Origin of the sequence: Streptomyces sp. RG80 (assembly GCF_040446465.1) — a bacterium.
GTDB lineage: Bacteria > Actinomycetota > Actinomycetes > Streptomycetales > Streptomycetaceae > Streptomyces.
Genome location: NZ_JBEAAJ010000005.1, coordinates 255,328 through 269,869 on the forward strand (window position 1 = coordinate 255,328; position 14,542 = coordinate 269,869).

At 70.8% G+C, this 14,542-nt stretch carries 14 protein-coding genes; 8 read left to right on the forward strand and 6 right to left on the reverse strand.

The genetic code is table 11. The annotated features are described in order from the left end of the window. Positions 1–65: 65 nt before the first annotated feature. Positions 66–1,538 carry a helix-turn-helix domain-containing protein gene (locus tag ABKA17_RS18860; protein WP_353693247.1) on the reverse strand — a complete coding sequence of 491 codons (1,473 nt, stop codon included), beginning with the start codon at positions 1,536–1,538 and terminating at the stop codon, positions 66–68. Positions 1,539–1,700: 162 nt separating this feature from the next. On the opposite strand from ABKA17_RS18860, the gene ABKA17_RS18865 reads away from it, so the two are divergent. The 4 genes from ABKA17_RS18865 to ABKA17_RS18880 all read left to right on the forward strand — a co-directional run bounded on the left by ABKA17_RS18865 (position 1,701) and on the right by ABKA17_RS18880 (position 5,386). After that, positions 1,701–2,321, forward strand: coding sequence for an L-threonylcarbamoyladenylate synthase (locus tag ABKA17_RS18865; protein WP_353693248.1), 621 nt, complete (start codon positions 1,701–1,703; stop codon positions 2,319–2,321). A 127-nt stretch (positions 2,322–2,448) separates the two neighbouring features. Further along, positions 2,449–3,204: a dienelactone hydrolase family protein gene (locus tag ABKA17_RS18870; RefSeq protein WP_353693249.1), complete on the forward strand. Its 756-nt coding sequence runs from the start codon at positions 2,449–2,451 to the stop codon at positions 3,202–3,204. A 158-nt stretch (positions 3,205–3,362) separates the two neighbouring features. Then, on the forward strand, positions 3,363–4,562 hold the full coding sequence (locus ABKA17_RS18875; protein ID WP_353693250.1) for a glycoside hydrolase family 64 protein: 1,200 nt from the start codon (positions 3,363–3,365) through the stop codon (positions 4,560–4,562). Between the two features lie 44 nt (positions 4,563–4,606). Next, complete coding sequence (locus tag ABKA17_RS18880) at positions 4,607–5,386, forward strand: SDR family NAD(P)-dependent oxidoreductase (RefSeq protein WP_353693251.1); 780 nt, start codon at positions 4,607–4,609, stop codon at positions 5,384–5,386. 127 nt (positions 5,387–5,513) lie between these two features. On the opposite strand, the gene ABKA17_RS18885 is transcribed toward ABKA17_RS18880, so the two are convergent. Together ABKA17_RS18885 and ABKA17_RS18890 are read right to left on the reverse strand one after the other, a co-directional pair. Then, complete coding sequence (locus tag ABKA17_RS18885; RefSeq protein WP_353693622.1) at positions 5,514–6,023, reverse strand: GNAT family N-acetyltransferase; 510 nt, start codon at positions 6,021–6,023, stop codon at positions 5,514–5,516. Between the two features lie 214 nt (positions 6,024–6,237). After that, positions 6,238–6,765 carry a heme-binding beta-barrel domain-containing protein gene (locus ABKA17_RS18890; RefSeq protein ID WP_353693252.1) on the reverse strand — a complete coding sequence of 176 codons (528 nt, stop codon included), beginning with the start codon at positions 6,763–6,765 and terminating at the stop codon, positions 6,238–6,240. Positions 6,766–6,841: 76 nt separating this feature from the next. On the opposite strand from ABKA17_RS18890, the gene ABKA17_RS18895 reads away from it, so the two are divergent. From ABKA17_RS18895 to ABKA17_RS18910, 4 genes are all read left to right on the forward strand, one after another. Then, the gene (locus ABKA17_RS18895) at positions 6,842–7,108 is read left to right on the forward strand and encodes a ribosomal protein L7/L12 (RefSeq protein WP_353693253.1); all 267 of its coding nucleotides are present in this window, start codon (positions 6,842–6,844) and stop codon (positions 7,106–7,108) included. 150 nt (positions 7,109–7,258) lie between these two features. Continuing rightward, entirely contained in the window at positions 7,259–8,152 is an 894-nt protein-coding gene (locus tag ABKA17_RS18900; RefSeq protein WP_353693254.1) for an MHYT domain-containing protein, read from the forward strand. A gap of 106 nt (positions 8,153–8,258) precedes the next feature. After that, positions 8,259–9,761: a metallophosphoesterase gene (locus ABKA17_RS18905; protein ID WP_353693255.1), complete on the forward strand. Its 1,503-nt coding sequence runs from the start codon at positions 8,259–8,261 to the stop codon at positions 9,759–9,761. A 104-nt stretch (positions 9,762–9,865) separates the two neighbouring features. Then, positions 9,866–10,894: an LLM class flavin-dependent oxidoreductase gene (locus ABKA17_RS18910; RefSeq protein ID WP_353693256.1), complete on the forward strand. Its 1,029-nt coding sequence runs from the start codon at positions 9,866–9,868 to the stop codon at positions 10,892–10,894. A gap of 406 nt (positions 10,895–11,300) precedes the next feature. On the opposite strand, the gene ABKA17_RS18915 is transcribed toward ABKA17_RS18910, so the two are convergent. The 3 genes from ABKA17_RS18915 to ABKA17_RS18925 are packed head-to-tail and all read right to left on the reverse strand — an operon-like array spanning position 11,301 to position 14,437. Beyond that, positions 11,301–12,272, reverse strand: coding sequence for a TauD/TfdA dioxygenase family protein (locus ABKA17_RS18915; RefSeq protein WP_353693257.1), 972 nt, complete (start codon positions 12,270–12,272; stop codon positions 11,301–11,303). A gap of 50 nt (positions 12,273–12,322) precedes the next feature. Beyond that, entirely contained in the window at positions 12,323–12,895 is a 573-nt protein-coding gene (locus ABKA17_RS18920; RefSeq protein WP_353693258.1) for a hypothetical protein, read from the reverse strand. Positions 12,896–12,916: 21 nt separating this feature from the next. Further along, positions 12,917–14,437: a glycoside hydrolase family 32 protein gene (locus ABKA17_RS18925; protein ID WP_353693259.1), complete on the reverse strand. Its 1,521-nt coding sequence runs from the start codon at positions 14,435–14,437 to the stop codon at positions 12,917–12,919. Between the last annotated feature and the right edge of the window lie 105 nt (positions 14,438–14,542).

Below are 14,542 nucleotides of genomic sequence, written 5' to 3' on the forward strand. Positions count from 1 at the left end.
CTGCGGGGGCCGTAGGACTCACCTGTGCACAGATGAGTCCGAATGGCGCGTTTTCTCTGCGGGTTCTATGCGGCCAGCCGGGGCGGATCCAGGTCTCCGGTCGCCAGATGGGCCAGGACGACCTCGTAGAGGTCGCTGCCCGCGGCCAGAAGTTGCCGTTCCAGGACGGGCTCCGCGCTGCGGACGTGCTCGCGCACGGTCTGTGCGTGCACGCCGAGGGTCTGCGCGGTCCGCTCGGAGTTGCCGCCGGCGGCGATCCAGGTCCGCAGGGTGCGGCGCAGGTCGCGAGCGTCCGGGTCGAGCCTGCCGAGCAGGTCCAGGGCCCAGGCGCGCAGGGCGGGCCCGGTCAGCAGGTCCCCGAGCGCGACGGGCGCCGACTGCTCGGCGCCGGGCCCCTGTTCCATGCCGACCTGGGTGTTCAGTGCCAGGTGGACCAGGGCGCGCACGGTGAGGTCGGAGAAGTCCGTGCCCAGCAGGCCCTCCACGCGCTCCATGCGGGCGCGCACGGTGTTGCGGCTGACGCCCAGGACCTTGGCCGCGTTGACGGCCGTGAACTCCAGGCCGAGCCGGGTGGTGGCGAGGAGTTCGCCGTGGGTGTGGTGGGCCAGCGTGTCGAGCGGGCGCAGCAGTTCCGCGGTCCAGGCGTGCAGCAGCGCCGGGTCCATGAGGCGTTCGGGGTGGGTGCGCTCGGCGTAGACCGCGGCGTTGTCGGGCCGGAAGTGCGCGACGGCGAGGGCGCTGACTGCCTGTCCGTAGGCGGTGGCGGTCCGGGCCAGGCTCTGCCGGGAGCTGCCGCCGATGAACGTCTGGGGGCGCCCTTCGATCAGGGATCGCAGCTCCCGGGCGAGGTTCTCGTCGGGGGCCACGATGATCACGTGCTGGTCCACGGCCGGGCAGCGCACGACGAGTGCCTGCTCGTCGGTGGCGCGCAGACAGTCCTCGGCCAGCCGGTCACGTTCCTCGGCGGTGCCCTCCAGGACGTAGACGCAGGCGGAGTCCGTGTCGAGCAGTCCGGGCCACAGGCCCGCGGCGACCCGGCGCGCCGAGACGATGTCCTCCACCATCAGCAGCTGGAGTATCGCCAGGCGCAGATCGGCGGTGGCCCGCTCGAGGCGGCGCCCGGCGGCCGTCGTCTCGCGTGCCCTGAGCAGGAGCTCGACGACCTGGGCGGTGTGCGTGACCATGTCGGCGGCCCGTCGGTCGAAGGGCGCCGCGCGGGACACTGCCAGCACGCCCGGCGTCGCGGAGTGCGGCCGCTCCACCCTGACCAGGCGCTGATGGCGTCCGTCGCCCTCCCAGGCGGCGGAGGCGATCCGGCCGGCGACGATCTCGGCCACCAGGTCCTCGTCCAACGGGACGCGGGTTCCGGCGAGGAGGGCGCCGGTGGCGTCCTCGAGAGCGGCCGTCCCCTCCACTCCGTCCGCGAGCCAGGCGACGACCCGGCGGACGTCCCGTCCGTTGGGCCGCAGATGGTCGAGCAGCTCCTCCGCCCACGGCGTGCCCGCGCCCTTCACCGGTCCGTCCTCCCTGCCTGTCACGGCACCCTTGTCCTCGTCCGTCGCCTCGAGTTCGGCACAGTGGTCCGGGACGTTACCTCACCTGCGCCCGGGGGTCCTCCCGCACCGGGCGGCGAGAGGGGCGGACGGCCGTCCGGCCCGGGCCTGCGCCGCCGCCGTCCCGGAACGGCATAAGCTCGGCGGATGGCGAAGTACTTCGACGTGCACCCCGACAACCCCCAGCCGCGGACCATCTCCCAGGTCGCCGACAGCATTCGCGACGGGGCCCTCGTCGCGTATCCGACGGACTCCTGCTACGCGCTCGGCTGCCGGCTGGGCAGCCGTGACGGTATCGACCGGATCCGCACCATCCGCCGGCTGGACGACCGGCACCACTTCACCCTCGTGTGCCAGGACTTCGCGCAGCTCGGCCAGTTCGTACGGGTCGACAACGACGTGTTCCGGGCGATCAAGGCCTCGACGCCGGGCAGTTACACCTTCATCCTGCCGGCGACCAGGGAGGTGCCGCGGATGCTTCAGCACCCCAAGAAGAAGACGGTCGGGGTGCGCATCCCCGACCATGTGGTCACCCAGGCGCTGCTCAGCGAGCTCGGGGAGCCGCTGCTGTCCAGCACGCTGCTGCTGCCCGACGAGGACGAGCCGATGACCCAGGGCTGGGAGATCAAGGACGTGCTCGACCACGCGGTGGACGCGGTCGTCGACTCGGGCGAGTGCGGTACCGAGCCGACGACGGTCATCGACTTCTCCAACGGGGAGGCGGAGATCATCCGGCACGGAGCGGGCGACACGAGCCGGTTCGAGTAAAGCGGTCCTCAAACGGGAGGGGGCCAGGGCGGCCGGTTGGGCGGTGCATGCAAGCATGTGCCCGGCCCGGTTCCGCCGAGCCGAGCCGCAGACCGGCTCGCCGTCGCATGCGCAGAGAGGCACCCCCATGACCTCCATACAGGGAACGGACGTCGACGTCCCCACCGAGGACGGCGTCGCCGACGCCTATCTGGCCCACCCGGCCGACGGCGCGCCCCACCCCGCCGTCCTGCTCTTCCAGGACGCTTTCGGGCTGCGCCCCCAGCTGAGGTCGATGGCCGACCGGCTCGCCGAGGCCGGTTGCACGGTCCTCGTGCCCAATGTGTTCTACCGGCACGGACGCGCGCCGGTCTTCGAGCTGCCCGAGTTCATCGACCCCTCCGCGCGACCGGAGATCTTCGAGAGGATCGGTCCGGTGATGCAGGCGCTGACACCCGAGCTCGCGATGCGGGACGCCGGGGCGTATCTGCGCTGGCTGGCCGAGCGCCCCGAGGTCGCCGAGGGCCCGGTGGCCCTCACCGGCTACTGCATGGGCGCCCGGCTCTCCCTGCTCACCGCGGGCACCTACCCGGACCGGGTGGCCGCGGCGGCCGGCTTCCACGGCGGGCGCCTGGCGACCGACGCCCCGGACAGCCCGCACCTGGTGGCCGAACACATCACCGCCGAGCTGTACTTCGGCCACGCCGACAACGACCACTCGCTGCCGCCCGAGCAGATCGAGCGCCTCGACGCCGCGCTGACCGAAGCCGGGGTCCGGCACCGCTGCGAGGTCTACGAGGGCGCCCCGCACGGCTTCACCCAGGCCGACACCGCCGCGTACCACCAGGAGGGCGACGAGCGGCACTGGGCGGCGCTGCTGGATCTGCTGAAGCGCACGTTCTGAACCGTTCACAACCGAAGGGCGGCACCCCCGGGAACACCGTGGGCGCCGCCCTCAGTTCTGCGCACAGCATTGACATGCCCCCGTCGTGACGCAACTCTGAGAGCGCTCTCAAAACTGGTACGGACCAATCTCCCCCGATCCCCCCACGGAGGTGGAGCGTGCTCAAACGACTCAGGCACCAACTTCTCGCCACAGCCGCGGCGGCCACGCTGCTCGGCGGCCTGCTCGCCCTCGGCGCGGCGCAGCCCGCCAGCGGCGCGGTGCCCGCCACGATCCCGCTGAAGCTGACCAACAACTCCGGCCGCGGAGACGCGGTCTACGTCTACAACCTCGGCACCAACCTCGCCACGGGCCAGCAGGGCTGGGCCGACGCGAACGGCACCTTCCACGCCTGGCCCGCGGGCGGCAACCCGCCCACCCCTGCCCCGGACGCCGCCATCCCCGGCCCGGCCGCCGGCCAGTCCAAGACGATCCGGATCCCGAAGTTCTCGGGGCGCATCTACTTCTCGTACGGCCAGAAGCTGGTGTTCCGGCTGACGACCGGCGGTCTGGTGCAGCCGGCCGTGCAGAACCCGAGCGACCCGAACCGGGGCATCCTCTTCAACTGGTCGGAGTACACGCTCAACGACTCGGGGCTGTGGCTCAACAGCACCCAGGTCGACATGTTCTCCGCGCCCTACGCGGTGGGCGTCCAGCGTGCCGACGGCAGCGTCGCCAACACCGGTCACCTCAAGTCGGGTGGCTACAACGCCGTTCTGAACGGTCTGCGCGGACAGTCGGGCGGCTGGGGCGGTCTGATCCAGACCCGCTCGGACGGCACCGTACTGCGCGCCCTGTCGCCCGCGTACGGTCTGGAGACCGGGGCGCTGCCGGCCTCCGTCCTGGACGACTACATCAACCGCGTCTGGCAGAAGTACGCCACGACGACGCTGACGGTGACCCCGTTCGCCGACCAGCCGGGCACCAGGTACTTCGGCCGGGTCTCCGGTGGCGTCATGAACTTCACCAACTCCTCGGGCGCGACCGTCACCAGCTTCCAGAAGCCGGACGCGAGCAGTGTCTTCGGCTGTCACAAGCTCCTCGACGCCCCCAACGACGCGGTGCGCGGCCCGATCTCCCGCACCCTGTGCGCGGGCTTCAACCGCTCCACGCTCCTCACCAACCCGAACCAGCCGGACACGTCGTCGGCGGGCTTCTACAAGGACGCGGTGACCAACCACTACGCCCGGGTCATCCACTCCCAGATGGCCGACGGCAAGGCGTACGCGTTCGCGTTCGATGACGTCGGCAACCACGAGTCCCTGGTGCACGACGGGAACCCGCAGCAGGCGTATCTCACACTCGACCCGTTCAACTGACCCGACACGTCGGTTCGCTGATCACTGCGTCTAGGGTGCGGGGCATGAGCTCGCAGACGTATCTCTCCGACATGTTCTCCCTGAACGGCCGGGTCGCCCTGGTGACCGGTGGCAGTTCCGGCATCGGCCGGGCGATCGCCGGGGCGCTCGGCCGGGCCGGGGCGAGTGTCGTGGTCATGGCGCGCAAGGAGGCCGAACTGGCCGCCACCGTCGAGGAGTTGACCACGGAGGGCGGCCGGGCGGCCTGGGTGAGCGGCGACCTGGGCACCCGTGAGGGGGTGCGGTCGGCGGCGGAGCGGGCGGTCGAGGTGTACGGCGAGCCCGACATCCTCGTGAACAGCGCCGGGATCAATCTGCGGCCGCCGATGGGTGAACTGGGCGAGGACGTCTGGGACACGACGATGGCGGTGAACCTGGAGGCGCCGTTCCTGCTGGGGCAGCGGTTCGGACCGGGCATGGCCGAGCGCGGCTTCGGGCGGATCATCCACGTCACCTCCCAGCAGGCGCACCGGGCGTTCGTCCAGAGCGGCGCCTACGGGGTGTCCAAGGGGGCGCTGGAGTCGCTGGCGCGTTCGCAGGCCGAGGCCTGGTCGTCGTACGGCGTCACCTGCAACACGCTGGTGCCGGGTTTCGTGATGACGCCGCTCAACGCGCGGCTGGCGTCCGACCCCCAGAAGGTGGCGGAGCTCGCCGCGCGCACGATGGTCGGCCGCAACGGTCTGGCCGAGGACTTCGCGGGCGCTGCGGTGTTCCTGGCGAGCGGCGCCTCCGCGTACGTCACCGGGCAGTCGCTCTTCGTCGACGGCGGACTGTCGGTGCACTGACCTCGCGGAACGCCGTGCGGGAGCGCGGGGCTCCCGCACGGCGGGTGCCAGGGCCTGTCGTTTGGATCAGGTCGGCCGTGAGAAACGGCACTTCCGGCCGACGCCGAGCTGATCCGAACGGCGGGCCCTAGATACCGAAGGGTGCCGCGTAGCGGATGGTGCCGCTGGGCAGCGGGTGTTCGGCGTCGAGGGCGAGGGCCATCATGGCCTCGTCCGGGACGTCGAGGGTGATGCGGATGCCGTACGCCGAGGCCCTGGTGAAGCCGAAGCGCGGGTAGTACGGCGGGTGTCCGAGGACGGTGACGAAGCGTTCGCCGGCCTTGGTGGCCGCCTCGATCGAGGCCCTCACGACCGCTGATCCGGCACCGGTGTTCTGGTACTCGGGCAGTACGGCGACGGGGCCCAGGCACAGGGCCGGGGTGTCGTCGATGTGGCAGCGGGTCAGCACCGCGTGCCCGACGACCTTGCCGGCCGGGTCGGTGACGACGAGGGACAGTCCCTCGATCCAGGCGGTGTCGGCGCGCAGCGCTTCGACGAGGTCGGCCTCCAGCGGAGTGTCGAAGGCCGCCAGGTCGATCTCGCGGACGGCGGGGATGTCGGCGCCGGTCTCGGCGCGGGTGATCCAGTCGGTACGCATGCTCATGACGGGATACGGATCCGTTCCATGGTGGTGTTCGTGTGGGTGATGCCTCGCGGGCTCACGCTCCCGGCGAGACGGTTCCGGTCGGGGTCAGACCGTCGCCCGGGAGGTGCGGAGGGTCCGGGCGCTGCGCACGGCAGTGGCCTTGAGCGCGGTCATCGACTCGCCTCCCCGTATTCCTCGACTCGGGCACACACGAACACGGACGAGGCTACCCCTTCTGCCGCAGGCTCGCCGAGAGATGGTGCTGCAAAGGCTGACCGACCGCCGCGAGATCGTGGACGAAGGTGAGGCTGCCGTCCTCGGTCAGGGTGTAGCGGCGGCGGGTGGCGGTGACGTCCTTGGCGGTGGGGGTGAGGGCCACGTCGTGGGTGGCGAGGTCGACGACGCCGTCCGCCGCCCGGCCGACCGCGATCTCCGTGATGCCGGTCGGCTGGGTGATCAGCGCCTCGACGCGCCCGTCCGGCTGCATCCGCCACCACCCGCTCTCCCGCGCCGCCGGCCGCAACGGCCGCCCCTCCGCGTCGACCAGCCAGGCCCGGGCCTCGTACCGGAGAAAAGGACGCCCGTCATGACTGAAGCTGACGTCCTGCGCATACCTGAAGTCCCCGTCAAGGGTCGGATACCCACCCTGCCCCCACCCGTGCCACTCCCCCAGCAAACCGAGCACGGGCCCGAGCAACGCATGCGGAACAGGGACTTCGTCAGGCCCGTGGCCATCGGGGTACGGGGATTCCATGCGCGCTCCTCGGGGTGTGCCAATGCCGAGTGAGAGCCTAGGACGCCCGTCCCTTCGGCACGAGGAGGCGCCCGCCATGGCGGAGCCCGACACCCATGTGACGCTGATCTGCGACGAGGAACCGCACGCCGCGGTGCTCACACGGGTCGGCGACCGCCCGCTGGACGTGGTCCGCGCCGTCCGGCGACTGACGGGACTGAGTCTCTGGTCCAGCAAGGTGCTCGCGTCCCAGGCTCCCATCATCGTGCTCGACGGCCTGCCGCCGGACCTCGCGGAGCGGGCCGTGAGCGAGTTGGTCGCTGCGGGGGCGGAAGCGGAGGTGCGGCCTGGGAGTTGGAAGTAGTTTATGGCTGAATCTTTTCGTTCTGTGACCAGAGTGAACCTATGACAGTTCAGAGTTCGCTGGTTACCGCTGGTAAATGCTTGCTTTGCACGGCCCTTACCCCGTAGACCTTCCTCCATCAGCAGCCGTGACTCTGGGGGGAGTTGGCTTATGGAAGGCACGGTTGACGGGTTTCGCTACGGTGTCGTGACTCCGGTGGCGGCCTATCTCATGGCCTGTCTGGGCGGGGCGCTGGGGCTGCGCTGCATCGTCCGGTCCCTGCTCAACGACCAGTCGTGGAAGCCCGGTTGGCTCGCGCTCGGCGCCGCGTCGATCGGCTGCGGCATCTGGACGATGCACTTCATCGCCATGATCGGCTTCCAGGTCGAGGAGACCCGGATCCGCTACGACGCGGGCCTCACCCTCCTCAGCCTCGCCGTGGCGGTGGTCGTGGTCGGCATCGGCGTGTTCATCGTCGGCTACCGCGGCGCCAGCACCACCAACCTGGCCCTGGCGGGCGTCGTCACCGGGCTCGGCGTCGCCGCCATGCACTACCTGGGCATGTACGCGATGCGCCTCAACGGGGCCATCCGCTATGACGCGTTCACCGTCGCCCTGTCCATCCTGATCGCGATCGTCGCCGCCACCGCGGCCCTGTGGGCGGCCGTCACCATCCGCGGGTTCCTGACGAGCCTCGGCGCCAGTCTCGTCATGGGCGTGGCCGTGTCCGGCATGCACTACACGGCGATGGCCGCCGTCAGCGTCCATGTGCACGGCACGACCGGGGGCACCTGGGACGGCGACTCGGCCTCCTCGCTGCTGCTGCCGATGCTGCTGGGGCCGATCATCTTCCTCGTACTGGCCGGTGTGGTCGTGATGTTCGACCCCCTGCTCGTACTGGGCGACGGCGACTGGAACCGCCCCACCGCGCAACGGCGTGCCGCCCAGACCCCCGCCGAGGAGCCGCCCGCGACCCGGCACGGCTCGGTCTTCGACCCGTCCGCGGCGCCCCCGCGCGCCCGGCAGCACCCCTACGAGGCCTCCCAGCGCACCGGCGAGAGGTGAGGCCGAGGCGCCGCCGCCGGGCAACGGCGCCCCGGTCCAGGGACGTTCACACACAGCAGGGCACTCCCCCGCTCGACCTCCACCAGCTCATTGTTACGGTGCACCGGTGTCTGACTCTTCACGCGATACCGCCGAGGGCGCCGGCTGGGGAGCCGCGGAACGCGGCGAGTACCACAAGCTCATGCCGACCAAGGTCGAGAAGCTCTCCTGGCTCGACCCCAGAACCCTGTGGGCCGCCCGCAACGGCGTGCTCGCCTCCTGGTTCGGGGACCCCACGGGCCGGACCCGGAGCCGCTGGGTCGCGCAACGGGCGGCGGCCGGCGCACCCGCCGACAAGGTGATCCGGCGGGACGACCCGGACCGCTTCTCCTTCATGGTGATCGGCGACACCGGCGAGGGCGACGCACCCCAATACGCCGTCGTGCCCGGCTTTCTGAAGGTCAGTCAGGACACCCGCTTCTCCGTCGTCGCGAGTGACGTGATCTACCCCGTCGGCAGCGCCGACGACTACGACACCAAGTTCTTCCGCCCGTACCAGGACTACCGGGCGCCCATCTACGCGATACCGGGCAACCACGACTGGTACGAGGACCTGGGCGCCTTCATGCGGGTCTTCTGCGCCGACACCCCGCCCCTGACACCCGAGCCCAGGTCCCGTCCGCTCAGCCGGGCCTGGCTGCGCTCCCTCCTGTGGCACCGCCCTAGCCCCCACGACGGCCAACGCCTGGACACCGCACGCCAGTTGCGCTCGGCCCCGGACCAACAGGCCGTCCAGCCGGGCCCGTTCTGGGCCATCGACGCCGGACCGGTGCGGATCATAGGCATCGACACCGGGCTGCTCGGGACCGTCGACGCCGAACAGGGCGCGTGGCTGCGCGAGGTGTCGCGAGGGCCCCGACCGAAGATCCTCATCACCGGCTCGCCCCTCTACGTCGACGGCGAGCACCGCCCCTGCCCCATCGACGGCGGCGGCACCGTCGACGACATCGTGCGCGCCCCGGAGCACCACTACGTCGCGGCGATAGGCGGCGACATCCACAACTACCAGCGCTACCCCGTCGACGTGGACGGCCGCACCATCCAGTACGTCGTCTCGGGCGGCGGCGGGGCCTTCATGCACGCCACCCACACCATCCCGCGCGTCTCCGTCGGACACGTCACGGAGCGGGACTTCCGCTGCTATCCGTTGCGCGGCGACTCCCTCGCCTTCTACAGCACGCTCTACGGACGCCGGCTGCGCCTGCGCCGCTTCTTCACCCTCACCGCGGAGGAGTCCGCGGCGGTCATCGCCGAACGCCTGGGCATCCCGCTGACCCGCACCCCCGGCGAACCCGCGCGCGTCACCCTCCGCACCCGTGTGGTCGCCAGCCTGCTGGGCGCCGGCGGCCGCCCCGACCGCACCTCACGGTTCCGGCTCCCGGTGCGCAAGATCTACACACAACTGTTCTCGCCGAGCTCGGCGACCTACAGCCCGCCCTTCTTCAAATGCTTCCTGCGCCTGGACGTCACCCCGGAGTCCATCCGGCTGCGCTGTCACGCGGCGACCGGCAACCTGGCGCAGGAACTGGACCCCCCGATCGAGGACGAGGTCACCATCCCCCTGACCTGATCGCGGCGTCTCCCCGACCTGATCGCGACGGCGGGAACATCGCAGGCCACGATCGAGTTGGCATGTGCCGTACGACGTCGATCGGTGCTCACCTGGAGGAGCCGGTGCCCCCTACCTCACGCCCGTTGAAGAAGCTGGGCTTCCTCACCATCGGCCTGTTCGACGAGGCGGATCCACGCCGCGGCCACGAGTCCACCCTGGAGGTCATCGAGCTGGGCGAGCGGCTCGGCTTCGACAGTGCCTGGCTGCGCCACCGGCACCTCCAGTACGGCATCTCCTCCCCGGTCGCCCTCATGGCGGCGGCGTCCCAGCGCACCAGCCGGATCGAGCTCGGCACCGCGGTGATCCCGCTCGGCTGGGAGAACCCGCTGCGCCTCGCCGAGGACCTGGCGACGGTCGACATCCTGTCCGGCGGCCGCGTCAACCCGGGCGTGAGCGTAGGCCCGCCGATGCACTACGACCAGGTCAAGGAGGCCCTCTACCCGGACACCGCCGACGTGGAGGACTTCTCCTACGAGCGGGTGCGGCGGCTGCTGGACTTCGTGCGCGGCAAGTCGGCCACCGACTTCAGCGGTGTCGAGGGCTTCGAGGTGTTCTCGGACCGGGTGCAGCCGCATTCCCCCGGTCTGGGCAGCCGTCTCTGGTACGGGGGCGGCAGTCTGAGCTCGGCGCGCTGGGCGGGCGAGCACGGCATGAACTTCCTGACCAGCAGCGTCGTCAAGGCCGAGAACCCGGACGAGTCGACGGACTTCGCCGAGATCCAGCTCTCCCACATCCGCGCCTTCCGCGCCGCCCACCCCGACGGCGACGCCGCCCGCGTCTCCCAGGGCCTGGTCGTCATCCCCACCGACTCGGCGACCCCCGAGCAGCGCGCGCGGTACGAGGAGTACGCGGCGAAGCGCACCCCCCGCACCACGTCACCGCAGGGCCCGGCCCGTCTGATGTTCGCCCCGGACATCGTCGGCACCTCGGCCGAGATCGCCGAACGACTGCACGCCCACGCCGCGTTCCGCGAGGTGGACGAGGTGGCCTTCGCCCTGCCGTTCACCTTCGAGCACGAGGACTATGTACAGATCCTGACGGACATGGCGACGGCGCTGGGCCCGGCCCTGGGCTGGCAGGCGTCCGCCTGACGCACGGACGGCCGGTGCGGGACGATCGGCCATGGCGTTCAACGTGGCGTCGACGTGGGGCATCGGAAAACAGGTCGCGCGCTCCAGGGCGGAGAGCGACCGGGCGTGGACGACGGAACTGCTTCTCACTCATGTACGGGACCGCGACTTCCAGAGAGACCAGGCGTGGGTCCTGACCCGGCTCGACGAAGAGCACAGCGGCGATCTCCATCACCCAGCACGTCGACATCGTCAACGACGGCATTCTGACGAGCCTCGTCCACTATCGGCTCATCCGGACCTGGGAGGCGATCGAACCCTTCTGTACTGGCGCAGCGGGCGAGAAGGGGCAGCGTGGTCTTCCTTTTCTTCCTGTACCGCCGGCTCGCTCTGCTCGAGGCGGACGGAACGCCGCGTTAGACCACGCTCACCAGTGGCCGGGCTGCGTCCCGGTGATCGGCTCCGACGCCTTGCCGTCCACGCCCACCGGCACGTCCCCGGTGAGCATCACGCGGTGCATGGTGCGGGGGAAGTCGAGGTGGGCGTTGTCGGCGGGGGCGAGGTGGATGGTGGCTCGGTTGTCCCAGAAGGCGACGCTGCCGGGTTCCCAGCGGAAGCGGACCGTGTACTCGGGTCGGACCGCCTGCTCGAGGAGCATGTCCAGCACGGCCGTGCTCTCGGCGCGGGAGAGGTCGGCGATCTGCTCGACGTAGTAGCCGTTGACGTAGAGGATCCGCTCGCCCGTCTCGGGGTGGACGCGGACCAGCGGGTGGAGCGAGGCGACCTGGTGGTCCAGCAGGTGGCGGACGTACGCGTCCTCGCCGGGGCGTGGCTGGTAGCCGACGCCGAGCCGGTGCTCCACCCGTAGTCCGTCCACGAACTCCCTTACGGGGGCCGAGAGTCCGGCGTACGCGGCGGCCAGGTTGGACCACGTCGTGTCGCCGCCGTACGGCGGGACGGTCTCGGCCCGCAGGATGGTCGCGGCGGGCGGGTCGACACGGGCACCGTGGTCGCAGTGCCAGCCGCGCAGCAGGGTGTGCCTACGCCGCTGGAGCCACTCGTCGTGCTCCATGCCGAACCTGCCGCCCAGTTCCAGCCGGTCGGCGGTCGTCTCGACCTCGGGGAAGTCGGGCGGCGAGGCTCCGCCCCGCTTGCGCAGTACCACCGGCTCTCCGAACCGGCGCGCGAACGCCACGTGCCCGGCGTGGTCCAGCCGCTGTTCCCGGAAGAAGACCACCTTCCAGCGCAGCACCGCCGCCCGGATCGCGGCGACCACGGCGTCGTCGAGTTCCCCGGCCAGGTCGACGCCCGTGATCTCCGCCCCGATGTGCCCGGCGACCGGTTTCACCTCGATCCCCGGGATGTACTCCGCCTGCGCCGTGCCCGTGTTCGTCGTCATCCGTGCTCCGTCGGTCGTCCTCGGCTGCTCCGTGAAGATCGTGACAGCGATCACGGTCCCTGGCGACAGGGCCTCGCCAGGACCGCGTCCACCAGTTCGGCCACACCGCGGTCGGCCGTGTCGATCCGGCACAGGCCGTGCGCGTCGACGGACTCCACCATGAGCCGCTGATAACGCACGCTGCGGGCAAGGAACTTGTCCACCAGGGGGCGCTGCTCGGCGGGCGGCTCCGACTCCCGCATCCGAGCCCCCAGCACCTCGTCGTCCACCGTGAGCCAGACCGCCTCCGTGTGCGGGACGTCCAACCCGGCGACGCGGTCGGGCCACAGGGCGGAGCCCTCCAGCACCAACCTCGGCCCGGCACCCTCCGCCCGCTCGGTGATCAGCTCCTGGATGCGCGGCCACAGGCGTGCGAAGTGGTCGAGCACCGACCGGATCAGTTCGTCGACGGACAGCGTCCCGTAGTGCCTGACGACATGCTCGGGCACCGTCCCCCAAGGTCTCCCCGGGTGCCGGGCCAGCCCGTCCGTCGAGAGACACTCCCAACCGAGCCGCTCCCCGACGGCCCGGGCGAGTGTCGACTTGCCCGTGTGGGACGTGCCCCCGATCAGCAGCACGCGCATCTCACCGACCCTAGGGCCTCATCAACCGAACTCGCGTATCACGACGTCCCCGAACACGGCCCTGCCGTCGATCGTGAACAACGCCAGCCCTGTGTCGAGCAGGTACGGGAACGCCGCCGTCGAGTGCGTGTACCGCCCGTCGTCGACGAACATCTCCACCGAGGTGCGGTCCACCAGGATCCGCAGCCGGACCTTGCGCGCGGCCGGGTCGAAGGGGCTGTGGCTCTCCTGCCATCTGCCCGAGGAGTCCGGGCCCGCGGCGCCGCGCCGGTTGAGGAAGGCGTAGTCGCGGTAGACGCCGGCGTCGATGTGCCGGTTCCCCTCCGGCGAGCGCCGCAACTGCACGCCCGCACCGGTGAGCTGGTCCCAGGTGATCTCGCAGGTCAGTTCGTAGGCGGTGCCGGTGTAGTCGAGTACGCGGGTGCCGTCGACCTCCAGGTCGCCGAGGCTGACCGTGCGGGTGACGTGGTCGTCCAGGGCGGTGACGGGCTGGGAGGCGAGGTACAGCGTTCCGGAGGCGGCGCGCTTCAGGACGATCTCGCGGACCACGGAGTCGGTGCCGTTGAAGCCGTCGCTGTCGATGGTCGGCGCGAAGTGGGCGTAGTCCCAGTTGTTCAGCCAGCCGATCGCGTACCGGACGCCGGGGTCGACCGAGCCGTCCGCGCGATGTTTGTCGAAGGTGACGGCCCCGTACCAGTCGAAGCCGTGGTCCAGCCACTGCGGCTCGGCGGTGTCGGCGGTGAAGGCGGTGCCGTCGAAGGAGCCGGTCCAGTAGGCGTAGGTGTTGGGCAGCCCGACGCCCTTGCCGTTCGCGCTCACGCCCAGCACCCAGGTCGCCGTGCCGTCGGTCGCCGTGATGCGGAACAGGTCCGGGCACTCCAGCGTCCCGATGCCCTCCTTGAAGAAGCCGCCCGCGTACGTCCATGCCCTGAGGTCGGCGGAGTGGTAGAAGCCGACCTTGGTGCCCTCGGCAAGGGCCATCACCCACCGGTCGTGCTCCTCGTCGCGGATCACCTTGGGGTCGCGGAAGTCACGCACCCCGGGGTTGGGCAGGACCGGATCCGTGCCGTGGTTGCGGAAGGTGCGGCCGCCGTCGGTGGAGTAGTACAGGTACTGCGCCTGGGACGTCGGACCGTCGCCGGGCGCCATGGTCGCGAGGACGACGACCGCGCCCGCGCCGAAGCCCGCCGTACCGTCCGTGTCCACCACGGCGCAGCCCGACCAGACGTCACCGTTGGGGGTGGTGTCCTTCGGTACGGCGACCCCTCGGTCGGTGAAGGAGACCAGGTCGGCGCTGGTGGCCAGGCGCCAGGCGGTGCCCACGGCTCCGGTGAGGTAGTCCGCGTTGTACAGGTAGTAGTAGTGGTACTCGCCGTCGATCCAGACCGGTCGCTGCGGGTCGTTCTTCCATCCGTCGGGGACGGTGAAGTGGTACGCGGCGCGGTAGCCCGGAACCGCCGGCGCCGTACGTTCCGGCCGTGCCGAGGCCGGTTCCGCAGGCAGCACCGCGACGGCCGCCCCGGCCGCCGATCCGGTCAGCAACGCTCTCCTGGACACCCCACCCGTCACGCGACGCCCCTCTCGTCAGTACTGCGGCTCCTGGCTCCAGGACTGTGGGACCTAACTCGTTAAAGGTCAAGGGGTGCA

Excerpts from the sequence above, each read along its gene's own strand:
- ABKA17_RS18865 (WP_353693248.1), top strand. The coding sequence starts at position 1,701 with ATGGCGAAGTACTTCGACGTGCACCCCGACAACCCCCAGCCGCGGACC.
- ABKA17_RS18870 (WP_353693249.1), top strand. The coding sequence starts at position 2,449 with ATGACCTCCATACAGGGAACGGACGTCGACGTCCCCACCGAGGACGGC.
- ABKA17_RS18880 (WP_353693251.1), top strand. The coding sequence starts at position 4,607 with ATGAGCTCGCAGACGTATCTCTCCGACATGTTCTCCCTGAACGGCCGG.
- ABKA17_RS18885 (WP_353693622.1), bottom strand. The coding sequence starts at position 6,023 with ATGCGTACCGACTGGATCACCCGCGCCGAGACCGGCGCCGACATCCCC.
- ABKA17_RS18890 (WP_353693252.1), bottom strand. The coding sequence starts at position 6,765 with ATGGAATCCCCGTACCCCGATGGCCACGGGCCTGACGAAGTCCCTGTT.
- ABKA17_RS18895 (WP_353693253.1), top strand. The coding sequence starts at position 6,842 with ATGGCGGAGCCCGACACCCATGTGACGCTGATCTGCGACGAGGAACCG.
- ABKA17_RS18900 (WP_353693254.1), top strand. The coding sequence starts at position 7,259 with ATGGAAGGCACGGTTGACGGGTTTCGCTACGGTGTCGTGACTCCGGTG.
- ABKA17_RS18915 (WP_353693257.1), bottom strand. The coding sequence starts at position 12,272 with ATGACGACGAACACGGGCACGGCGCAGGCGGAGTACATCCCGGGGATC.
- ABKA17_RS18920 (WP_353693258.1), bottom strand. The coding sequence starts at position 12,895 with ATGCGCGTGCTGCTGATCGGGGGCACGTCCCACACGGGCAAGTCGACA.